This is a genomic window from Endozoicomonas sp. ALC020 (assembly GCF_049275935.1).
Lineage (GTDB): Bacteria > Pseudomonadota > Gammaproteobacteria > Pseudomonadales > Endozoicomonadaceae > Endozoicomonas_A.
In genome coordinates this window covers 3,461,099-3,486,067 of record NZ_CP184830.1, presented here as the reverse complement: position 1 = coordinate 3,486,067, position 24,969 = coordinate 3,461,099, and the positions used below count along the sequence as shown (strand labels likewise).

Below are 24,969 nucleotides of genomic sequence, written 5' to 3'. Positions count from 1 at the left end.
GCAATGACGGGAGTGAAGCCGGGAACGACGGAAGTGTTCCCGATGCTCCCAGTAACGTGATTGTTGCCTCAAGACTCGTGCTGACTGTCCTGTGAGGTTTGTGCTACGCGAGCTTATTGAAGATCTGGATTAGCATGTCTTCAATCTTGTCAAAACGACGGTCATGATCCTCTAAATAGTTTTCAATCTTGTCAAAACGCTGGTCAACCTTCTTAAAACGTTGATTAACCTCCTTAAAACGTTGGTCAATCTTGTCAAATTTCCGATCATGTATTTTCAGGTGAATCTCTAATTGCTGATATGACCGAAGCATAAACGATAAGCTATCGCTTAAGCTTGCGGTCACTTTCTCCCATTTGTCTTGTTGTTCTTCCAGTACCGTGACTCTTGACTCAAGGCCCATACTGCCAGTCCCATGTGGTTTTTTGTTTGAAAATTGAGAATAGCAGAAACTCCCCCTTCCTCGAGGAAGATACAAAAACACACTTATTTTCTTGATCTATCCTTCCTCTCTGTAGACCAGAAGGCAGAGATAGAATTATTAAACACTCTCTCTTTGCAACACTGCTGTTGCTGTCGTTGTCGGTCATTTGCCAGGCCAAGCCATTGGTAAGACGTTTTATTGTCGAGCTTGAACAGAATGCTGATTTTCCTGAACAGCACTTTTCGATAAAAAACGAATTGCATATATTGCCAGGCCCCCTGTCAGACATTGCCGACAAAAACGGTAGTATTGAACCCAGTTTGTCATCAGATAAAAAACGACAGAAAACTTGCAGTTACGGGCTGAAAACGCCCCTTATTGAATCGATTTCATGGCAATGGCTTTATGCCGCAAATCTGCTGGTTGTTTTTGAACTTATCCTGACCACCAAAGACGCCCCGACGGGGTTCAACCTTTATTCATCATTACCCCTGGAAGCGGTCGTAGCTGTCGGATGGCTTTTAAACAACTATCGGAACCCTGTGTCATCCTTATTCAATCCTTATGAACAACAGGAGGCGAGTATAAATGACCCGCTTTCGATCATCACTATGACGCCTGGTTCTGAACGCAACCCATCACAATATCAGACATCACAATATCAACCTTCACAAGCATCTGGCCAACAGGCTCCGAGAACCACCCCCTATCCCGAAGGGTCTTTTACCAGCCCCTGGCATTCTGGCTTCGGTGACGATAACGAGGACCCTCAATCACATCGACATACTTTGGGTTTAAATTGTTTCGTCTATCCCTGTAACGGTGTTTGTCGATTCCGACCATCATTCGATAATGCACATTCATTGAGTGCAGTGGCCGCCTGTACTGTAAAAACCCGACCACTGACGATGTTTTGGCATTTACCCGTCACCACCGATGATTTGCTCATAATCAATGGGTTACTCAATCTGGGTAGTCATGGTCTTGCCGAAAAAAACCCGTTTTCCATTTCGCTAATCCATTGCACTCCCCCGGCAGAAACTTTGGAAGCACAACAAACAACAGCATCAACCCAATGGAATCAAAACCTGATTCATCCTTCCCGGACAGCCCAGGCAGCAGCTGATAAGATTATATTCACGACATCAGACAATAAAGACTCTCAGACGGACGACATTGAATCGGCAGAGACTTCATCTTCGGGTTGTCTCCCTTACACAGGCGCTAACCATTGCCAACAAGGCCTTTTGGATCAAAAAAAAAGAGACCACTCCGGGCAACATATCTGTGTCGACAAACTGCTTGGGGAAGATGGTCAGCAACGACTATGTGGAAGAGTCTGCAGCAGTATCAAAGCCCTGTCAGATCACAAAAGAAGACACCACTCGGGGCCTCGAACCTGTTGCGAGACGGTGCTCGGCGAGGATGGCCAACCGCAACTCTGTGGAAAAGTCTGTAAAAGCATCAAAAACCTGTCAGATCACAAAAGAAGACATCACACCGGACAACAAACCTGTGCCCAGACAGTGCTCGGGAAGGATGGCCAACCGCAACTCTGTGGAAAGGTCTGCAACAATATTAAAGCCCTCTCAGATCACAAAAGAAGACACCACTCCGGGCAAAAAATCTGTGGCGAGACAGTGCTCGGGGAGGATGGCCAACCTTGTCAATGCGGAAAGGTCTGCAAAAGTAGTCAAATCCTGGCGGAACACAAAAGAATAAGTCACAGCGGGCAAAAAACCTGTGACGCAACCCTAATCGGGAAAGATGGCCAACTGCAGCCGTGCAGGCGGGTCTTCAAGAATGCTCATGCCCTTTCGGCTCATAGAAGCTTTATCCACAGCGGGCAAAGAACCTGTTCCGTAACCGTGGTCACAAAAAGTGGCCAGAAACGACCATGCCGGATGCTCTGCAAGAATGCTCAGAGCCTGGCGGATCACAAAAGAAGAAACCACACAAGGCAACAAACCTGTGACATGCTCGTGGTCGGGGAAGATGGCATGCAGCAGCCATGCGGGAAGCCCTGCAAGAGTGCCAAAGTCATGTCGGACCACAAAAGAAGAAAACACGGTGGGCAACAAACCTGTAACTTGACCCTGGTTGGGGAGGATGGAATGCAGAGGCCATGCAAGACAATCTGCAAGAATCCCGCTGCTCTGTCGACTCACAAAAGCAGTGTCCACAGCGGACAAAAAACCTGTGACTTGAACATGGTCGGGAAGGATGGTCGACAGCGATTGTGCAGGAAGATCTGCAAGAATGCTCAAGCTCTGCGGGATCACAAAAGAACACATCGAAAACGCAACCCTGTTAATGACAGCCGGGACGATGACTTCAGTCCTTGAACAGAGACCTGCCCTTTCATGAGAAAGACAAAAGAACACGCCTGTTTACTTGATCTATTCTTCCTCTCTGTATACCAGAAGGCAGGCACAGAATTATTAAACACTCAATCTTTGCAGCGCTGCTATTGCTGTTACTGTCATTGTTTGTCATCTGTCAGGCCAGATCGTTGACAAGACATTTTATTATCGAGCTTGAACAGAACACAGATTTTCCAAACCAGAACTTCTCTATAAAGCCTGTCCGGCAAACATCGTCGGGCAACCCGTCAGACATTGCCGACACATACGGCTATGCAGACCCTGTTTTGCCATCAGATGACAAACGACACAGACCTGACAGTTACGGGATGAAAATGCCACTCATTGAGTCGACTTCGTGGCAATGGCTCTACGCCACGAAGTTGCTGGCTGCTTACGAAATGATTCTGACTAGCAAAGACGCTCCTCAGTACTCCACTCCTTATTCATGGCTACCTGCAGGAGCAGTTGTCGCTGCTGCCTGGCTTTTAAAAAGCTATTGGAACTCTGATTCACTGCTGTTTAAGCCAATTAAACAAAAACAGGCGAGTCAAAATCACAGACTTGCGATCATCACTATGATGTCCGGTTCTGAACACAACCCATCACAATATCAGCGCTCACAATCATCCGGCCAACAAACCACAGAAGCCGCCAGCCAGCTCACAGGAGCTTATAATAATCCCCTGCATTCTGACTCTGGCGACGGTAACGAAGACTCTCAACCACATCGACATACTTTGGGGTTAAATTGTTTCGTCAATTCCTGTCATGGCACTTGTCGACTCCGACACTCATCCGATAGCAGAGAGTCCGCTGAATGGCCGCCAAAGCCGGAAGAAAGCCTACCTATAGACGAGGTAGCTTATATAAATGACTTTGCCGGGTCATTCAGAAATGATTTGACATACCCGGGGAGCATGCCCTGGAACACCAGTGATTTTGGCGACATTAATGCACTGTTCGACCCACAATATCTTCTCGAAGAAGAAGGGATTTTCGTTAAACTTAATCATTCAGAAGCACAACCAACAACCATTGAATCATACCCACTTGATCTGAACCAACATACTCTTTGCGAGACTCCTTTTATCGAGACAGCCACAGCACAAGTCACAACCAACAGCGAGCAAAAAGTCTGTGAAACAATAGTAATCAGAGAAGATGGTCAGCCGCAGCCCTGCGGGGCAGTCTGCAAGAATAGTTATGTCCTGTCGAACCACCGTAGAAGAATCCACAGCGGTCAAAAAGTCTGTCAAGTCACTGTGATCGGCGAAGATGGTCAGCAACAGCCATGCGGGACAGTCTGCAAGAATGCCCAAGCCCTGACGGACCACAAAAGAAAAAGTCACACCGGGCAACAAAGCTGCCAGATAACTGTGGTCGGGGAAAATGGTCGGCAACAGCCATGCGGGAAGGTCTGCAGCAGCACCAGAGCGCTATCGGATCACAAAAGAAATGCCCACACCGAAAAAAAAACCTGCGACCAGCCAGTCTATATGGAGGATGGTCAGCCTCAGCTATGCGGAAAGGTCTGCAAGAGTGCCGTTATGCTGTCGGACCACAAAAGAAGAAAGCACACTGGGCAACAAACCTGTACCTTGACCGTAGTCGGAGAAGATGGTCAACAGCGGCCGTGCGGGAGGATCTTCAAGAATCTTGCGGTTCTGAGCAATCACAAAAGGGGCCTCCACTCCGGTCCAAAAACCTGTGAAGAGACCATTATCGGAGAGGATGGTCAGTCGCAGCCTTGCGGGAAAGGCTGCAAGAATCTTCAAGCCCTGACATCTCACAGAAGCAGATACCACAGCGGCCAACAAACCTGTACCGCAACTCTGGTCAGCGAAGATAATCAACTGCGACCATGCGGATTGGTCTTTAGCAGTGTCAGAACCTTGTCGGACCACAAAAAAAAAGTTCACAGCGGGCAAAAAACCTGTAGCCTGACCCTGGTCGGGGAGGATGGTATGCTGCGGTCGTGCGGAACAGTCTACAATAGCTATCAAGCCCTGTCATATCACAAAAGCAGTTACCACAATGGGCAACACACCTGTAGTGTGATCGCGTTCGATGGAGATGATCAGCTGCGGCAATGCGGTAAGACCTTCAATAGTTCTCGAAATCTGGCGCAACACAGAAGAAAAGTCCACAGCGAACAAAAAACCTGTGGCATGGCCATAATCAGAGACAATGGCCTGCACCGGACATGCGGCAAGACCTTCAATAATGCTCAAGCCCTGACGAATCACAAAAGAAAAATCCACAGCGGACAAAAAACCTGTCGCGTGACCGTAATCGGAGAAGATGGCCAGCAACGACCATGCGGGAAAACCTGCAGGAGTGTCCAAGACCTTTCGGATCACAGAAGAAGAGACCACACAGGGCAAAAAACCTGTGACCTGACCGTTGTCGGGGAAGATGGTCGGCAATGGCGATGCGGAAAGGTCTGCAAGAATGCGGTAGCCCTGATCGGTCACAGAAGAATAAACCACAGCGGAAAACAAACCTGTAACCTAACTGTTATCGGGGTGGATGGTCAGCAGCGGCGATGCGGGACAACCTGCAACAATGCTGCAATTCTTTCCTATCACAAAAGCAATCTCCACAGCGGGCCAAAAACCTGTGACGTAACCGTGATCAGGGAAGATGGTCAGCAGCGACAATGCGGAAAAATCTTCAAGAATGCCAGAGTCCTTTACAATCACAGAAGAACACATCGAAAACGCAAGGCCGTCGATGTTGAACCAGACGATGGTATCACTCCTTGAACGGACAACCGCCCTTCAATGAGCAAAACATAAAAACACACTTATTTTCTTGATCTATCCTTCCTCTCTTTAAACCAAAAGGCAGAGATAGAATTATTAAACATTCTCTCTTGGCAACACTGCTGTTGCTGTCGTTGTCTGTCATTTCCCAGGCCAAAACGTTGACAAGACACCTTATTGTCGAGCTTGAACAAAATGCAGATTTTCCAAACCTGAACTTTTCTATAAGCCCAGACTGGCCTGCATCGTCGAGCAAACCATCAGACATTGCCGACACAAACAGCTACCCTGAACACGATTTGCCATTGGATGACAAACGACATAGACCAGACAGTTACGAGGTAAAAACGACCCTCATTGAGTCAATTTCGTGGCAATGGCTTTATACGACAAATCTACTGGTTACTCACGAAGTGATCCTCACCACCAGAGACATACAACAAAGTTCAAGCCATTATTCATGGCTGCCATTTGAAGTGGTTATCGCTGTTGGTTGGCTTTTAAAAAACTATTGGAATCCGGATTCACTGCTGTTCAACCCGACAGAACAACAAGATGTGAGTCAAAATCATCCCTTTGCGATCACCACCATGATGACTGCCTCTGAACATAACCCACCACAATATCAGCCAACAGAATCACCCGTCCGGCAAGCTCCAGGAGCCAACAGCCAACTTTCAGGCTCTTTCATCAACCCCGTGCATTCTGACTCTGGAGACGGTAAAGAAGATCCTCAACCACATCGACATACTTTGGATTTAAATTGTTTCGTCTATCCGTGTCACGGCATTTGTAGATTCCGGTCATCATCCGATAATGCACATTCAATAAGTGCAGAGGCCAACTGTACTGAGTCTGCCCGGAAACTGAATGATGATCTGACAATGCCCGGGCATTCGCCTGTCAAGTCTGACGATTGGGTCATAATTAATTGGCTGATCAATCTGGGTAATCATGGCCTTGTCGAAGCACCCGGTAAGGTTGTATTAACGAGATCAAATCCTGAAACCTCTAAAACGGACGAAGTTAAATGGTCAGGGGCTTCACCTTCGGGCTACCTTCCTTTTGGTGGGGCTTGCCATTATGAAAAAGCCAGCTCGAATCAAGAAAGAGAAGACTGCACCGGGCAAATAACCTGTGACGAGACAGTGATCCTGGAAGATGGCCAGCAACGATTATGTTGGAAGCTCTGCAAGAATGCTCGGACTCTGGCGGATCACAAAAGCAGAAACCATACTGGTCAAAAAACCTGTGACGTGTCTGTGGTCGACAAGGATAACAAGCAGCGGAAATGCGGATTGATCTGCAAGAGTGTTCAAGGCCTCGCATATCACAAAAGGAGAGACCACACCGGACAAAAAACTTGTGATATGACCGTGATCGCGGAGGATGGACAGTTGCGGCCATGCGGGATGGTTTTGAAGAATGCTCCACTTCTGTCAGCTCACAAAAACGGATATCACACGAGACAAAAAGTCTGTGCCGAAACAGTGGTCTCGCAGGATGGCGAGCAGCGGCCATGCGGGAAGCTCTGCAAGAATACTAAAGCCCTGGCGGAACACAAAAGAAGAGAACACAGTGGAAAAAAAACCTGTTATATAACCGTGGTCGGGAAGGATGGTCAACAACGTCAATGCGGGAAAATCTGCAAAAATGCTGCCGCTATGTCGACTCACAAAAGCAGTATCCACAGCGGGCAAAAAACCTGTTACGAGACTCTGATCGGGAAAGGTGGCCAGCAGCGGCAATGTGGGAAAGTCTTTAGTAATGCCGGAGGCCTTTATGAACACAAAAGAGTACATCGAAAACGCAAGCCTGTTAATCTGGACCAGAACGATGATCTCAGCCCTTGAACTGAAATAATACCCGCTCTCAGATGTGGTGATCTATCCTTCCTCTGCGTAAACCAGAAAGCAAGTATTGATTATTAAACATTACCTCTTTGTAGCATTGCTGTTACTGTCATTGTCTGTCATCTGTCATGCAAAAACGTTGACACGACTTTTTATTGTCGAGTTTGAGCAGAATACAGACTTTCCAAACCAGAACTTTTTTGTAAAACCTGACCAGCTTACATTGTCGGGAAACCCATCAGACATTGCCGACAAAAACGGCTATGCGAAACCTCATTTCCCATCGGATAAAAAACGACACAGACCTTTCAGTTACGGGTTTAAAACATCCCTCATTGGGTCGATTTCGTGGCAATGGCTTTACGCCAAAAATCTGCTGGTTGCTTTCGAACTGATTCTGACTACCAGAGAGCCCCCTCTATCCTGTTTATGGGTACCTGTAGAAGCTGTTATCGCTGCCGGTTGGCTTTTAAAAAGCTATTGGAACCCCGAATCACCCATGTTTGAGCCGATTGAACGACAAGAGACGAGTCAAAGTGACCCGTTTATGATCACCACTATGATGCCTGGCCCTGGACAACATACAACACACTATCAGTCATCAGAATTATCTGGCCAGCAGGCAGCAAATGCTATCACCCAACGAACAGGCTCTTTCACCAGCCCGCTGCATTCTGGCTCTGCTGACGGTAACGAAGACCCTAAGCCAAACCGACATACTTTGGGTTTAAATTGTTTCGTCTATCCCTGTCATGGCATTTGTCGACTCCGACCATCGTCTGAAAATGCCTATCCACCGAGTGCAGAGGCCAGTTATACTGATCCTGCCCAGCCACTCAATCATTATGTGTCAATGCATGGGCATTTAATCGAAGACAGTGACGATTTGGTCATAATCAATGGGTTACTCAATCTGGGTAGTCATAGCCTTGTGGAAAAAACCGGGATTGCCTCTGCCCTTTCCCACTTCACAGCATCAAACCATAACACCTTTCAAACGGGCACAACTGAATGGACAGGGGCTTCACCTTCGGGCTGCCTTCCTTTCGGGGGGGCGACCCATTACCGACAAGTCAGGTCGACTAAGGAAAAAAGAAACCATACCGTGAAACGAACCTGTCTCGTGAGAGTACTCGGGGTGGATGGTCAGCAACGGCCATGCGGGATGGTCTGCAAAAATTCTCAGGCTCTGGCGAGTCACAAAAGAAGAAACCACACTGGAGAACAAATCTGTGATTTGATCGTGGACGGGAAGGATGGCCAGTCACTGCCATGCGGGACTGTCTGCAAGAATGCTCAAACTCTGTTGGGTCACAAAAGGAGAAACCACACCGGGCAACAAATCTGTGACGTAATCGAGATCGGAGAAGGTGGTCTCAAGCGGCCATGCGGGACACCCTGCAAGAGTACCAAAGCACTGTCGGATCACAAAAAAAGAGACCACACCGGGCAACAAACCTGTGTCGTGACCGTGGTCGGGAAGGATGGTCGTCAGCGGCCATGCGGAAAGATCTGCAAAAATGCTCAATCTTTATGCACCCACAAAAGTCAATACCACAGCGGGCAGCAGATCTGTGACTTCATCCTGATCGGGGAAGATGGCCAGCAACGACTATGCGGGAAGGTCTGCAGGCACTCTCGAAACCTGACTGACCATAAAAAAAGGAACCACAGTCGGCAACAAACCTGTGAATTTAAAGTGCTTGGAAAAGATCGCCAGCTGCGGCCATGCGGGGTAATCTGCAAGAACGCTGCAGTTCTCTCGACTCATAAAAGCAGTATTCACAGCGGGCAAAGAATCTGTGGCCTGACCGTGTTCGGGGAGGATGGTCAGGAGCGGCTATGCGGGACAACCTGCAGGAATTCTGCGTCTCTCTGGAATCACAAAAGCACTATCCACGGCGGACAAAAAATCTGTAACCTGACCATGGTCGGAGAGGATGGTCAGCAGCGTCGATGCGGGAGAACCTACAAGAATGCCGGCGCTCTTTCGAGTCACAAAAGCATTGCCCACAGTGGGAAAAAAACCTGTAGCATGACCGTGGTCGGGCATGATGGTCATCAGCAACAATGCGCAAAAATCTTCAAAAATGCTAAAGCCCTGTCTAAGCACAAAAGATTGCATCGAAAACACAAGCCTCTTGAAGCCGACCAGGATTAACAGAAGCTCTTTGATAGAAAGGCACACTTATTTTCTTGATCTATCCTTCCTCACTGTATATCAGAATCCAAGGATAGAATTATTAAACACTTATTCTTTGCAACAACGCTGTTGATGCTTTCGTTTTCTGTCTTCTGTCAGACTGAACCGTTGAAAAGTGGATTTATTGTCGAGCTTGAACAGAATGAAAGTTTTCCAAAAAAGCGCTTTTCTATAATTCAGTCGATCTCGTGGCAGTGGATTTACACCACTAATCTGATGACTGCGTACGAACTGATCCTCACCACCAAAGAAGTGTCTCCAGACAGCAGCCCTCATTCATGGCCACCTGTCGAAGTGGTTTTCACTGTCGGTTGGCTTCTAAAAAGCTATTGGAAACCAGTCTCAGCGTTGTTTAACCCAATTGAACTACAAGCGCCATCTATCTTGCCACAGGAGGATCAGCCGTTTGCGATTATCATTACCCTGTTTGGCTCTGGACATGACCAACAACAGGTCCAGCCTTCAGAATCATCCGTTCAGCAAGCCCCAAAAGCTACCATCCAGAATACAGGCTATTTCACTCATCGCCCCTACTCTGACTCTGACGACGGTGACGGAAACCCACCACAGTATTCACACACTATGGGTTTAAATTGTTTCGTCCATCCCTGTCACGGTGTTTGTCGATTCCAACCATCATCCGAAAGCAGAGAAGCTGCTGAATGGCTGCTGAATTTAAAAGAAAGTTCGAAAGGCTGCATAAAAATGACATTCGGGCAAAGCCCGCGCCCTCCTTATGGCATTAATGACAAACCGACAAATAACTGTAACCCGAAACAATCAGGGCATGCAGAAGCAGCACATGCGGACCCTGCCGACTCAGTCAATCATGATGTGCCAATGCACAGGCATTTACCTCTCACAGCTGAAGATTGGGTGATAGTCAATGGATTACTCAATCTTGGTTGTCACAGTTTTCGCGTAAAAACAGGAATTTCCTTTATGCGTGACCATTTCAACCCCCCAATGGAGACTTCAGAAACACAACAAACAACAGAGGGATCAACCCATTTCAGTCATAAGCCACTTCATTTTTCCCAGAAAGACACAGTGCAAGCCAAAAACAACATAAGGCAAAAAATCTGTAAAGCAACGGTGGTCGGGAAGAATGGCCAGCAGCGATTGTGCGGAAAGGTCTGCTGGAGTGCCGCAGCTTTATCGGTTCACAAAAGCAGTTACCACAGTGGGGTAAAAATCTGCCTTAAGACCGTGATCGGAGAGGATGGTCAGCTACGACAATGCGGCAAGGTCTGCAAGCATAATAATGCCTTGTCAGATCACAGGAGAAGAGACCACACCGGTCAAAAAACCTGTGAAGTCACCGTGATTGGGGAAGATGGCCAGCAGCAGCCATGTGGAAAAGTCTGCAAAAATGCTCAAGCCCTGACGGATCACAAAAGCGGATACCACTCCGGACAAAGAACCTGCAACGCTACCATGGTTGGGGAGGATGGCCAGCCTAAGCTATGCGGGAAGATCCTCAAGAATACTATTGCCCTGATGCATCATAAAGAACACTTTCACAGCAGAAAAAAAACCTGTGACGTAACCGTGATCGGTGAGGATGGCCTGCTTCGGCCATGCGGAATGGTCCTCACTAATGCTCGATACCTGAAGAATCACAAAAAAAGGGTCCACACCGGACGACAAACCTGCGACGAACCCTTGATCGGAGAGGATGGTCAGCAGCGACCATGCGGAAAAGCCTGCAAGAATGTTGAAGCCTTGCGACTGCACAAAAGAAAACATCGAAAACGCAAGCCTGTTGATACGAATCTGGATTAACAAGAGCTCTTTAGCAGAAAAACAAACTTATTTTCTTGATCTATCCTTCCTCTTTGTAAACCAGAATCCAAGGATAGAATTATTAAATACTCACTCTTCTCGACACCGTTGTTTCTACTATCTATTTCCGTCGCCTGTCAGGCCGAGCCGTTGACAAGCCGTTTTATTGTCGAGTTTGAACAGAATGGAGGTTTTCCAGACCAGAGCTTTTCTATAACGCCTTACACCCCTTCAGATATTCCTGACACAAACAGCTACACAGGATCAGCTTCGCTGCCTGATGGAAAACGACACAGATCAGGCTTTTACGGGGTAAAGCCAAACCCCATTGAGTCTATTTCGTGGCAATGGGTTTACACCACTAACCTGCTGATTGCTTACGAATTGATCCTCACCACTAGAGGCACTCCTCTGAGAGCTAACCCCTATTCATGGCTACCTGTAGAAGCCGCTTTCGCTGTCGGTTTGCTTTTAAAAAACTACTGGAACCCCAACTCACCGTTATTTAACCCGATTGAGCAACAGACGGCATCTATGTTGAGACAGTGGGATCAGCCGTTTGCGAGTATGATTACAATGTTTGGCTCTGGACATAACCAACAACAAGGCCAGCCTTTAGAATCATCCAGCCAGCAAGCCTCACAGGCCGCCACTCAGCCTGAGCGCTATTTCATTAATCACCTGTATTCTGACTCTGGCGAAGGTAAAAGAAACCCTCAGCAAGACTCTCACACTTTAGGTCTGAATTGCTTCGTAAATTCCTGTCGTGGCATTTGTCAATTCCGACCATCAGCGAGCAGCAGAAGGCCTGCTGAATCACCACTGAATGTCGAAAAAAGCTCAACAGGTCCTACAGGAGCAATACCCGGACAAAGCTCATGTCCTCCTTTGATAATTAAACACGGTCTCAGTTGCACAGGCTACTATGATTCTGTAAACACTACAGACTCACAAAAAAAACCGCCTGTAAAAGTATTCAATGATCGCTTTTCCTTTCAATTCCAATGCACTCCTGGTGAAACCTTTCTGCCTCAGACGCATCAAGCTCAGCCCCATGACGTTAATGACAACCTGACAAACAGCTGCAACCATACCCTCTCGATGAATGCAGGGAAAGCACAGTCTAACTCTGGCCAGCCACTCCATGATAATGCGCCAAGGCATAAGTATTTGTCTGTCACTGATGATGATTTGGTTATAGTCAATGGTTTACTCAATCTGCGTGATCATAGTCTTCTCAAAAAAATCAGGAATTCCTATGTCCGCAAACCTTTCAGACTTCCAGCGGGGGCGTCAAAAACACAACAAATAACAGGATCACCCCAATTGGGTCATAACCCACTTCATCTTTCCCGGACAGGCAGAGAACAAGCCACAAACCTCAGCGGGCAGAAAATTTGTAACGCAACAGTGGTCACAAAGAATGGCCTGCAGCAACCATGCTGTAAGGTTTGCATGAATACTACTGCCCTTTCGATTCACAAAAGCAAATACCACACCGGGCAAAAAACCTGTATCGAGACCGTAATCGGAGTGGATGGTCAACTGCAGCCATGCGGAAGAGTCTGCAAGCATGCTAATGCTCTTTCAGATCACAAAAGAAGAGAGCACACTAAGCAAAGAACCTGCGGTGTGGTAGTGGCTGGAGAAGATGGCCAACCGCAGTTATGCGGGAAGGTCTTCAAAAATACTTATGCCCTGACGCATCACAAAAGAACTCTCCACAGCGGGCAAAAGACCTGTCCCGTGCCAGTGACTGGAGAAGATGGCCAGCCGCGACCATGCGGGAAAATCTTCAAGAACGCTGAATCTCTGTCATCTCATAAATGCAAATACCACACCGGGCAAAAGACCTGTGACGTGACTGTGCGCGGGAAGGATAACCAACAGCAGCCGTGCGGATCCGTTTTTAACAGTTTTCAGGCCCTGTTGGATCACAGAAGAAAGAACCACAGTAGCAAAAAAATCTGTGAGGAAACCATAATCGGGAGGGATGGCACGCGACAGAAATGCTGGACGATCTGCCAGAATGCTAAAGCCTTCTCGGATCATAAAAGAAAACATCGAAAACGCAAACCTGTTGATGCGGATCAGAATTAATTTTCTATAAAGCGAAACCTGAGCGTATTGTCAGATATCTCCACAGTCATTACCGATACCAAAGACTATTCAGAACCCGATTTGCCATCGGATAAGAAACGACATAGACATCAAAGACATAGGGTAAAAACGATCAACATTAAGTCGATTTCCTGGCAATGGCTTTATGCGACGAATCTGCTGGTTGCTTATGAAGTGATCCTGATCACCAGAACACCCTCTCTGAGTGCAGACACTTATTCACAGATACCTGAAGAAGCAAACTTATCTTCATAACCTATCCTTCCTCTCTGTATAGCAGAGTACAAGGATAGAGTTATTAAACACTCACTTTTTGCAGCATCACTATTGCTGCTCGTTTCATTTCCTGTCGTCTGTCAGGCTGAAGAGTCAACAAGGTGCTTTGTTGTCGAGCTTGGGCAGAATGCAACTTTTCCAAACCGAAGCTTTTCTATAAAGTGTGCAAGACAGGCAGTGTCAGAAAAACCATCAAACGTTGTCGACACAAGCGACAATGCAGGATCAGATTTGCCGCCTAATGGCAAACGACAGAAACCTGGCAATTACGGAGTCAAAACAACTTTTCCTGAATCGATCTCGTGGCAATGGCTCCACACTGCCAAGCTGCTTGTTGCCTACGAACTGATCTTCACCACCAAGGGTCCCGCCCTCGGTGCCATGACTTCTTCATGGCTGCTCATAGAAGTGGTTGTTGCTGTTGCCTGGCTTCTAAAAAACTATTGGCGCCTCGATTCATCGATGTTTAACCTCATTGAACAACAGGCGAGTCAGAGACATTCGTGCGCCGCCATCACTGTGGTGTTTGGCTCTGGAGATGACCAACAACAATACCAGCCATCAGAATCTTCCTGCCAGAAAGCTCAAAAGACAACTACCCACTATAGAGGCTCTTCCGCTGCTGGCCACCTGAACAATGATAATGAAGACGGTGACGAAGGTCTTCAGCCAAACCTGCATACTTTGGGTTTAAATTGTTTCGTCTCTACCTGTCGCGGCATTTGTCGATTCAGATCATCATTCGATAGCAGAGAGTCAAATGAATGGCCGCTCAATTCCATAGAAAGTTGGATAAACCACAGAAGGGCAGCCCCCTTTCTGGGCGCGTGCCATCATTTGGCCAATGGACACTGTTTCAGTTGCTTAGGTCGATTTAATCCTGAAGACACTGAAGATTTTCAACAAAACTCATCTTTCGAAGATTTGAATGGTATCCTTGATACTCAACTCTTATGCAATTTTGGCCAACCGCTTCATTCACTGTCATACCAGCCACAGACTCGTGACATTGATGGCAACCCAATCAACAGCTGCAACTATGCAGATTGGGTCGACTCAGACGGGGTCGCCTCAGACGGGGTCGCCTCAGACGGGGTCGCATGCACAATAAGTTCAGAGGCAGCCGATGCAACTGAACCTGCCAGACAAGCAATCTGTAACCTGACAGTGATCGGAAAAAATGGTCAACAGCTGTCATGCGGGAAGGTTTACCGGAATGCTAAAGCCCTGATTAATCACAAAAAAAATACCCACACCGGGCGAAGAAACTGTTACCTGACGGTGGTTGGGAAGGATGGTCAGCAACAACCATGCGGGAGAGCCTTCAAAAATACTCAATCTCTGTGGTCTCACAAAAGCAGGGTCCACAACAGACAACAAACCTGTAAGGTGACCGTGGTCGGGAAGAATGGCAAGCCGCAACCGTGCGGAAAGGTCTGCAGTAATAATCGTGCCCTCAGGGATCACAAAAGAACTGCTCACACCGGTCAACAAACCTGTAACCTGGATGTCATCGGAAAGAATGGCCAGCGGCAGACATGTGGAAAAGTCTGCAAGAATGCTCAAGCCCTGGCGGTTCATAAAAGCTGCTACCACAGCGGGCAAAAAACCTGTCACCTGCTTGTAATCGGGAAGGATGGTCTGCAACGTCCATGTGGAAGTATCTGCAAGAATGCCAAAGCCCTGCAGATTCACAAATGCAAGTATCACACCGGGCAAAAAACCTGTAACTTGATCATAGTCGGGGAGAATGACCAACAGCGGTCATGTGGAACCATCTGCAAGGATTCTCAAGCCCTGTTTCATCACAAGAAAAGACATCACACAGGGCAACAAACCTGTCAAAAGACTGTGTTCGGGGAAGATGGCCAGCCGCAGCAATGTGGGAAAATCTGCAAGAATGCTCTGGCTCTGCTTAATCACAAAAACAAAGTCCACAGCGGGCAAAAAACCTGTAACGAAACAGTGTTTACGGAGAATGGTCAGCAGCAGCCATGCGGAGTGGTCTGCCCCAATACCAGAGCCATAGAGAATCACAAAAGGCAATACCACAGCATACAAAAAACCTGTAGCGAAACCTTGGTCGGGGAGGATGGTCAGCCGCGACCATGCGGAAAGATCTGCATGAATGACGTGGCCCTGACGAATCACAAAAGAAGAAAGCACACCGGGCAACAAACCTGTGACGTGACCGTTCCCGGACAGAATGGTCGGCTGCGGCCATGCGGGGCAATCTTCAAAAATGCCGGATCTCTGGCGTCTCACAAAAACAGCGTCCACTCCGCTCAAAAGACCTGTCGCTTGACATTGGTCACAGAGAATGGCCAGCCGCAGTCCTGCGGGAAGGTCTGCAAGACTGCTAAAGCCGTGTCGGTTCATAAAAGAACACACAGAAAACGCAAACCAACTGAAGGAGTACAAGACGATGCCCCGGCCCTCAAAAGGTAAAGATAACAATCTGAGATCAGCACTTTTATTCAGTTTTGCCATTAAACCGTTGGTTTATTGCAGAAGATCTGCGATTGAAAAACATGCTTATTTCATGATCTATCCTTTCCCATCTGTAACCCGCAAAGCAAGGATAGAATTATTAAACATTCACCCTTTGCAGCACCGCTGTTCTTACTATTGTTGTTTTCTGTCGTCTGTAAAGCCGAACCTTTGAAAGGACGTTTTATTGTCGCGCTTGAGGAGAATACAGGTTCTCAAAATCAGATCTTTTCTGTAAAGCCTGACCAGCTCAGGTTACCGGGCCCGTCAGAGTTGATTTCGTGGCCAGGGCTTTATGCCACGAACCTTCTGATTGCTTATGAACTGATCCTGACCACCAGGGCCACCACTGCGGGTGAAACCCCTTATTCATCGCTACCTGCCGAAGGAGCTATCGCTGTCGGTTGGCATTTAAAAAACTATTGGAACCCGGACTCATGGCTGTTTAACCCGATTAAGCAACAAGAGATAAATCAGGATTACCCGTTTGTCATCACCACTATGATGCACGGCTCGGGACATGACCAGCAACAACGTCAGCCAACAGAATCATCCCGCCATCAAGCCCCAAAAGCCACCAACCGTCCTTCAGGCTATGTCACCAGACTACAGGATTCTGAATCTGGCGACGGTAACGGAGACCCAGAACAACACTCACATACTTTGGGCTTAAATTGTTTCGTCTATCCCTGTCATGGCGCCTGTAGATTACGATCATCATCCGATTCATCCGATAGCAAAACGTCGGATCGTGAGGCAGTCCACACGAGAGAAATGGCCGAACAAAGCTCATGCCCCCATTTGGTCAATAGACACTGCTATCGTTGCCGGTTAGTGATCGGGGCCCCTTCAGAGTCAGTGGGTGCTGGTACAGCCAATAAAACTCAGCTCAACGTGACAAACTGTAACGTTATAGAGATCGATGAAAATGGCCAGCTGCGCCAGTGTGGGAAGCTCTACAAGGATGTCCGAACACTGTCGACTCACAGAAGAAGATACCACACCGGACAACAGGCCTGTGAAACGACTGTGGTCGGGCAGAATGGCCAGCCGCAGCCATGCGGGGCAGTCTGCAAGAATGCTGGAGCCCTGATGGTTCACAAAAGCAGCGTCCACACTGGACAACAAACCTGTTACTTAACATTGGTCGGGGAGGATGGCAAGCTGCGCCAATGCGGAAAGCTCTGCAAGAATAGCGGAGCCCTGTCGACTCACAAAAGAAGACATCATAGCGGGCAACAAACCTGCGACATAACATTGGTTGGAGAGGATGGCCAGCAGCTCCCATGCGGAGTGGTCTGCCGCAATGCTCACATCCTGACGTTTCACAAAAGAAGATACCACTCCGGACAAAAAGTCTGCGATGTAAGAGTGGTCACAGGGGATGGCCAACAGCGGTCATGTGGGACGGTCTGCAAGAGTGCTCATGACCTCTCGATGCACAAAAGATGTACTCACACCGGTCAACAAGTCTGCGATGCAACTGTGGTCACAGAGGATGGCCAGCAGCAGCCATGCGAAAAGGTCTGCAAGAATGCTAAAACCTTGTCAGAGCACAAAAGCAATTACCACACCGGGCAGAAAACCTGTGACGTATACATTGAAGGGGAGGATGGCCAGCAGCAGCCATGCGGAAAGGTCTTCAAGAGCGCTCGAGCCCTCTCGTCGCACAAAAGCAGATTCCACACAAGTCAAAAAACGTGTGACGCGACAGTGGTCGGGGAGGGTGGTCAGCAGCAGCCATGCAAGAGGGTCTGCAAGAGCGCTCCAGCCCTGTCGGATCACAAAAGAAGACATCATAGCGGGCAACAAACCTGCGACATAACATTGGTTGGGAAGGATGGCCAGCATCGGACATGCAGGAAGGTCTGCAAGAATGCCAAGGCTATGGATAATCACAAAAGAATACACAGAAAACGCAAACCAGCTGCAGGAGAACAGGACGATGCCCCAGCCCTCAAAAGGTAAAGTGAATAAATAACAATCTGAGATCAGCACTTTTATTCAGTTTTGCCAGTAAATCTCTGGTTTATTGCAGAAGATCTTCAATTGCAAAAAATGCTCATTTCATGATCTATCCTTTCCCATCTGTAACCCGCAAAGCAAGGATAGAATGATTAAATATTCACCCTTTGCAGCACCGCTGTTCTTACTATTGTTGTTTGCTGCAGTGTGTATGGCCGAACCTTTGACAGGACGTTTTATTGTCGCGTTTGAGGAGAATACAGGTTCTCAAAAGCAGATCTTTTCTGTAAAGCCTGACCAGCTGAGGTTACCGGGCCCGTCAGAGTTGATTTCGTGGCCAGGGCTTTATGCCACGAACCTTCTGATTGTTTATGAACTGATCCTGACTGCCGGGGCCACCACTATAATGCACGGCTCGGGACATGAGCAGCAACAACGTCAGCCAACAGAATCATCCCGCCATCAAGTCCCAAAAACCACCACCCGTGCTACAGGCTTCGTCTCCAGTCTCCTGAATTCTGAATCTGCTGACGGTAACGGAGACCCACAACAACACACACATACTTTGGGCTTAAATTGTTTCGTCTATCCCTGTCATGGCGCCTGTAGATTAAGATCAGATAAAACCCGGCCCACCGGGCAAGTAATCTGTAACCTGATAGAAGTCGATGAAGATGGCCAGCTGCGCCAATGTGGGAAGTTCTACAAGAATGCCAAGGCCCTCTGGACTCACAAAAAAAGATACCACACCGAACAACAAAGCTGTGACGCGACTGTGACCGGGCAGAATGAGCAACCGCAGCCTTGCCGGGTGGTCTGCAAGAATGCTGGAGCCCTGGCGTCTCACAAAAGCAGCTTCCACACTGGACAAAAAACCTGTCAATTAACATCGGTCGGCACTGATGGCCAGCAGCTGCCATGCGAGAAAGTCTGCAAGACTGCTAAAGCCCTGACGGATCACAGAATAAGACACCACTCCGGGCAAAAAACCTGTAACCTGACGTTGGTCAGGAAGGATGGTCAGCAGCGGACATGCGGAATGGTCTGCAAGAGTAATAAAGCCTTCTCGGATCACAAAAGAAGATACCACACCGGACAACAAACCTGTGAAGTAACCGTGATTGGGCAGGATGGTCAGCCCCAGCCATGCAGGAAAGTCTGCAAGAATGCTATAGCCCTTTCGACTCACAAGAGAAGATACCACAGCAGGCAAAAAACCTGTGACTCAATGATGTTCCGGGAGGATGGCCAACAGCGGCCATGTGGAACCATCTGCAAAAATGCTCAGGCCCGGGTGCATCGCAGGGGCAGAGACCTCAACGGGCAACAAACCTGTCAAATGACTGTGATCGGGAAGGATGGCCAGCAGCGGACATGCGGAAAGGTCTGCAAAAACGCTCAAACCTTCTCAGAGCACAAAAGCAATTACCATACCGGACAAAAAACCTGTGACCTAACCGTGATTGGGGAGGATGGCCAGCAGCGGCCATGCGGGATAATCTGCAAGAATGCTAAATCCTTGTCGGATCACAAAAGAAGATGCCACACCGGGCAACAAACCTGTGACGCGACCCTGGTCGGTCAGGATGGCCAACCGCGATCGTGCGGAACGGTCTGCCAAAATGCCAGAGCCTTTTCGGATCACAAAAGAAGATACCACACCGAACAACAAAACTGTGACGCCACTGTGATCGGGCAGAATGGCCAGCCACAGCCTTGCGGGGCAGTCTGCAAGAATGCGGTAGCCCTAACAAGCCACAAAAGCAGCTTCCACACTGGACAACGAACCTGTCACTTAACATGGGTCGGGGAGAATGGCCAACAGCGGCCATGCGGATTGGTTTGCATTAATGCCAGAGCCCTGGCTAACCACAAAAGAACGCATCGTAAGCGCAAGTCTGTTTATGTGGATCAGGATGATGATCCTCAGCCCTCGAAAAAGTAAAGCAAGAAAGCAATGATCTCTAACAGAAACTATTTGACAGAAAAACACTCTTATTTTCTTGATCTATCCTTCCTCTCTGTAAACCGGAATGCAAGGATAGAATTATTGAACACTCACTTTTTGCGGCACTGCTGTTGCTGCTAATGTTGTTGTCTTTCACCTGTCAGGCGGAACCGTTGACGAGGCGTTTTATTGTCGAACTTCAACAGGATGCAGGTTTCCGAAACCAGAGCTTTTCAATAAAGACAGACCGGCGTCTATTGTCCGGTAGCCCGTCAGTCATTGTCTACTTAAACGGCGATGCAGGACCAGATTTACCTACCTATTATAAACGACGTAAGCGTGTCAGTTACGAGATAATAACAACCCTCATTGAGTCGATTTACTGGCAGTTACTTTACGCCACGAATCTGCTGGTTGCCTTCGAGCTGATCCTGACCACCAGAGACACCTCTCTCAGCCCCGCTCCTTATTCATGGCTACCGGAAGAAACGGTTGTTGCTGTCGGTTGGATTTTAAAAAGCTATTGGAACCCGGATTCATTGCTGCTTAATCTGATTCGACAACAAGAGATAAGTCAGGATCACCCGTTTGTGATTACCACTATGATGCCTGGCTCTGGAAATAACCAACAACAAGGCCAGCCTTCAGGATCATCGGGTCTGCAGGCCCCCGCAGCAGCCCCCAGCCATCCGATAGGCTATTTCACCAGCCTTCTGTATTCCGACTCTGGCGAAGATAACGAGAACCCTCAACAACAGCAACATACTCTTGGTTTAGATTGTTTCGTCCATCCCTGTTATGGCGTTTGTAAATTTCGATCGCCTGTTGAAGGCTTGACAAACCTTACAAAAGCAACACCCAAACAAAATTCATCTACCTATTTGGCCAATAGACACTACTATCTTTGCATCAGTCATTCTGATCCTGTAAAAGAAACATCGAATGATTCCCCTGACATTCGACTCCAATGTTTTTCTGGCGAACTATCTCAGGCACTTCACATTGATGGCAACCCGGCCAATAGCTGCAACCTTGAAGGAGTCGCCCCGGACTCAACGGGTGCAGGCACGACCGATATAAGGGCTCCAGCCGAGCAAGCAACCTGCAACGCGGTAGTGGTCGCGGAAGATGACCATCTGCGGCAATTCGGGAAAGCCTTTCAAAGTACTCAAGCACTGTCGAATCAGAAAAGAAGAATCCATACAAGGCAAAAAAACTGTGAGGTGACTGCGGTCGGGGAGAGTGGCGAACAACAACCATGCGGGGTGGTTTGCAAAAACGACAAATCTCCGACGTCTCATAAAAGCAAATACCATTGTGGGCCAAAAACCTGTAACGTCGCTGTGGTTGGAAATGATGGTCAGCAGCGGCCATGCGGGAAAGTCTGCAGGAACCCTGTTTTCCTGTCGGATCACAAAGGCAGATGCCACACCGGACGAAAAACCTGTGATGAAATAGAGGTCACGGAAGATGGTCAGCAGCGGCCATGCGGGGCAGTTTGCCAGAATTTTAGAGCCCTTTCGACTCATAAATCCAGATACCACACCGGGGAAAAAACCTGTGGCGCAACAGTGATTGGGAAAGATGGCCGACAACAGCCATGCGGGAGAGTCTGCAAAAATGCTTTAGCCCTTTCGAGTCACAAAATAAGGAATCATAGCGGGCAAAAAACCTGTAACCTAACAGTGGTCGGAGAGAATGGTCAGCAACGGCCATGTGGGAAGATCTGCAATAGTGCTGGAACCCTGTCGGATCACAAAAAAAGAAGCCACAGCCTACAAAGAACCTGTGACGTGAAGATTGTTGGAGAACATGGCCAGCCTCAGCCATGCGGGATGGTCTGCAAGAATTCTTATACCATCTGGGCTCACAAAAACAGAGTCCACGGTGGGAAGCAAACCTGCGACGTGATCATGGCTGAAAAAGACGCCCAGCAGAGGCCATGCGGAAAGGTCTTTAAGAATAATCTGACCCTTTATGATCACAAAAGAAGATATCATCTAAAACGCAAATCTGTCGATGTGGACCAGGATGATGACCTCAGTCCTCCAAATGGTAAAGTGAGTAAGTAACGATCTTTAACAGGACGGTAACCTCAGCCTTCCAGAAGCTAGAATTAATTAGCGATCTTAAAGAGAAGATTTTTGAAAGAAAAACACACTTATTATTTTGATCTATCCTTCTTTTCTGTAAACCAGAATGCAGGGATAGAATTATTAAACACTCAATCTTTGCGGGGCTGCTGTTGCTGCTCTCTGACGTCTGCCAGGCCGAAGCGTTGACATTGGGTTTTATTGTCGAGCTTCAACAGGATACAAGTTTTTCAAACCAGAGCTTTTCGATAACAACACACCGGCGCACATTGCCGGATGATCTGCCAGACATTGCAGATAAAACCAACCATTCAGAAAAGAAACTGCCACCTGAAGTCAAACGACACAAACCTTACAGTTACGGTATTAGAGCAGCAATTATTGAGTCGATATCCTGGCAGTTGCTCTACGCTGCGAACCTGCTGGCTGCCCATGAACTGACCCTGACCACCAAAGGCATGCCTGTGGACGCCACCTCCCATTCATGGCTGCCGGTAGAAGCGGTTGTCGTTGTCGGTTGGCTTTTAAAAAGTTATTGGAACCCCGATTCACCGATGTTTAATCAGATTGAACAACAAGAGATGACATCTATGTTGGCACGGTGGGATCAGCCGATTGTGATCACCACTATGATGCAAGGCTCTGGAAACAACCAACCGCAGGGCCAGCTATCAGAGTCATCTGGCCAACAAGCCTCTCAAGCCACCAGTCAACCTGCAAGCTCTTTTTTCGACCCTCAATATTCTGGCTATGGCAACGGCTCCGGAGACCCTCAACAATACTTACACACTCTGGGTTTAGATTGTTTCGTCCATCCCTGTCATGGCGTTTGCGAATTTCGGCCATTTTATGAAAACGTGAACCCCGTTCAAAGGTCGCTGAATGTTGAAGAAAGTCTGGTAAACCATGCTGGAGCAACACACTGGGAAAACTCATGCCCCCATTTGGCCAATAGTCACTGCTATCGTTGCATCAGACATTCTGATAATGCAAAAGAAACATCGAATGATCCTCCTGACATTCAACTCCAATGGGCTTTTGGCCAACTATTTCAACCAAATGGCATTGATAGCAATTTTGCATATAGCTGTAATCTGATAGTGGTCGGGCGTGGTGGCCAGTCGCGACTTTGCGGAAAAGTCTTCAGAAGTACACAAGCCTTGTTGGGACACGCAGGCAGAGTCCATTCCGGGAAAAAAATCTGTGACTTAACCCTAATCGGGGAGGATGGCCAAAAGCAACCGTGCGGGAAGGTCTTCAAGAATGCCAAAACTCTGTCGGAGCACAAAAGAGGCATTCACAGCAAGCAAATGACCTGTAACAAGACAGTAACCGGGGAGGATAACCAGCCACGGACATGCGGGAAAGTCTGTAAGAATACTAAAGCCCTGTCCAATCACAAAAGACAGGACCACTCCGGGCAACAAACCTGTAACGTTATGATGGTCGGGGAGGATGGCCAACAACGGCCATGCAGACATATTTGCAAGAATAGCCGAGCCCTTTGCGATCACAAAAGAAGCACCCACACCGGGCAACAAACCTGCGACTTTATAATACTCAGAGAGGACAGCCAACCACGACTATGTGGAACGATCTGCAGGAGTGCCGAAAGCCTGTCGGAACACAAAAGAAATGAGCACACCGTGCAACAAACCTGTGACGTCGTAATGGTAACAGAGGATGGCCAGCGGCGGCCATGCGGGAAGGTCTACAAGAATAAACGGATCCTCTGGCATCACAAAAAATACTCCCACACCGGGCAACAAATCTGTGACTTCATGGTGGTCGGGGAGGATGGTCAAACACACCCATGCGGAAAAGTCTGCTGGAATGCTAAAATCCTGCACGACCACAAAAGAAACGCCCACAGGCAAAAAATCTGTGACCTTATGGTGGTCGGGCAGGACGGCCAACAGCGGCCATGCGCGACTCTCTTCGAGAATAATAAAGCTTTGTTGTGCCACAAAAGAAACGTCCACAACGTGAAACAAAACTGTGACGTAACCGTGGTCGGAATGAATGGCCAACCCCGGCCATGCGGAAAGGTCTGCAAGAGTATTCAAGCCCTGTCATGTCACAAAAGCAGATACCATAGCGGACAACAAACCTGCAACGCTATATTGGTCGGCGAGGATGGCCAACAGCAGCCATGTGGAAAGGTTTACAAGAATGTCAGAGCTCTGTCTGAGCACAAAAGAATACATCGAAAACGCAAACCTGTTGATGCGGACCACAAAGACGGTCTCAGCCCTCCGTAAGGTAATGTGAATAAGTAACGACCTTTAGCAGAAGGTTTTTTGACAGAAAAACACGCTTGCTTTCTTGATCTATCCTTCCTCTCTGTATATTTAGAGACAAGGATAAAATCATTAAATACTCACTCTTTGCAACACCCCTGCTGCTACTTTCGCTGACTGTCGCCTGACAGGCCGAAGCGTTGACCAGACGTTTTATTGTCGAGCTTCAACAGGATGCAGTTTTTTTCAAACCAGAGTTTTTCTATAAAAACAGACCAGCGTTCGTTGTCGTATAATCAGTCAGACATTGCCGACAAAAATGGCTTTATAACTATCAACAAGCTTATCATGCTGACCGGTCATATCCTGACATGTGGTCAGTAAATGGTTGTACTTGCAGCCTCAAAGTCATTTTTTTCACAAGTAGTCGAGTTCACATA

General features: G+C 47.9%; 13 protein-coding genes. 12 read left to right on the top strand and 1 reads right to left on the bottom strand.

The annotated features are described in order from the left end of the window. Window positions 1-103 precede the first annotated feature (103 nt). Complete coding sequence (locus ACOJUO_RS12935) at window positions 104-403, bottom strand: hypothetical protein (protein ID WP_422140039.1); 300 nt, start codon at window positions 401-403, stop codon at window positions 104-106. Window positions 404-579: 176 nt separating this feature from the next. On the opposite strand from ACOJUO_RS12935, the gene ACOJUO_RS12930 reads away from it, so the two are divergent. The 12 genes from ACOJUO_RS12930 to ACOJUO_RS12875 all read left to right on the top strand — a co-directional run bounded on the left by ACOJUO_RS12930 (window position 580) and on the right by ACOJUO_RS12875 (window position 24,550). Then, a complete protein-coding gene (locus ACOJUO_RS12930; RefSeq protein WP_422140038.1) occupies window positions 580-2,769 on the top strand; it encodes a hypothetical protein in 2,190 nt (729 codons plus the stop codon). A 167-nt stretch (window positions 2,770-2,936) separates the two neighbouring features. After that, window positions 2,937-5,555, top strand: a complete 2,619-nt coding sequence (locus tag ACOJUO_RS12925; RefSeq protein WP_422140037.1) for a C2H2-type zinc finger protein — start codon at window positions 2,937-2,939, stop codon at window positions 5,553-5,555. Window positions 5,556-5,665: 110 nt separating this feature from the next. Further along, entirely contained in the window at window positions 5,666-7,408 is a 1,743-nt protein-coding gene (locus ACOJUO_RS12920) for a hypothetical protein (protein ID WP_422132424.1), read from the top strand. A gap of 67 nt (window positions 7,409-7,475) precedes the next feature. Beyond that, a complete protein-coding gene (locus ACOJUO_RS12915; RefSeq protein ID WP_422140036.1) occupies window positions 7,476-9,569 on the top strand; it encodes a hypothetical protein in 2,094 nt (697 codons plus the stop codon). A gap of 150 nt (window positions 9,570-9,719) precedes the next feature. Next, complete coding sequence (locus tag ACOJUO_RS12910; RefSeq protein ID WP_422140035.1) at window positions 9,720-11,396, top strand: hypothetical protein; 1,677 nt, start codon at window positions 9,720-9,722, stop codon at window positions 11,394-11,396. A 150-nt stretch (window positions 11,397-11,546) separates the two neighbouring features. Further along, window positions 11,547-13,496 (top strand): hypothetical protein, encoded by a 1,950-nt coding sequence (locus tag ACOJUO_RS12905; RefSeq protein WP_422140034.1) that lies wholly within the window; start codon window positions 11,547-11,549, stop codon window positions 13,494-13,496. A 27-nt stretch (window positions 13,497-13,523) separates the two neighbouring features. After that, window positions 13,524-13,772: a hypothetical protein gene (locus ACOJUO_RS12900; RefSeq protein ID WP_422132420.1), complete on the top strand. Its 249-nt coding sequence runs from the start codon at window positions 13,524-13,526 to the stop codon at window positions 13,770-13,772. A 72-nt stretch (window positions 13,773-13,844) separates the two neighbouring features. Further along, complete coding sequence (locus tag ACOJUO_RS12895) at window positions 13,845-16,241, top strand: hypothetical protein (protein WP_422140033.1); 2,397 nt, start codon at window positions 13,845-13,847, stop codon at window positions 16,239-16,241. Window positions 16,242-16,454: 213 nt separating this feature from the next. Further along, window positions 16,455-18,251, top strand: coding sequence for a hypothetical protein (locus tag ACOJUO_RS12890; protein ID WP_422140032.1), 1,797 nt, complete (start codon window positions 16,455-16,457; stop codon window positions 18,249-18,251). A gap of 145 nt (window positions 18,252-18,396) precedes the next feature. After that, complete coding sequence (locus ACOJUO_RS12885; protein WP_422140031.1) at window positions 18,397-20,193, top strand: hypothetical protein; 1,797 nt, start codon at window positions 18,397-18,399, stop codon at window positions 20,191-20,193. A gap of 176 nt (window positions 20,194-20,369) precedes the next feature. Beyond that, window positions 20,370-22,268, top strand: coding sequence for a hypothetical protein (locus ACOJUO_RS12880; protein WP_422140030.1), 1,899 nt, complete (start codon window positions 20,370-20,372; stop codon window positions 22,266-22,268). Window positions 22,269-22,441: 173 nt separating this feature from the next. Next, window positions 22,442-24,550 carry a hypothetical protein gene (locus tag ACOJUO_RS12875; protein ID WP_422140029.1) on the top strand — a complete coding sequence of 703 codons (2,109 nt, stop codon included), beginning with the start codon at window positions 22,442-22,444 and terminating at the stop codon, window positions 24,548-24,550. Window positions 24,551-24,969 lie beyond the last annotated feature (419 nt).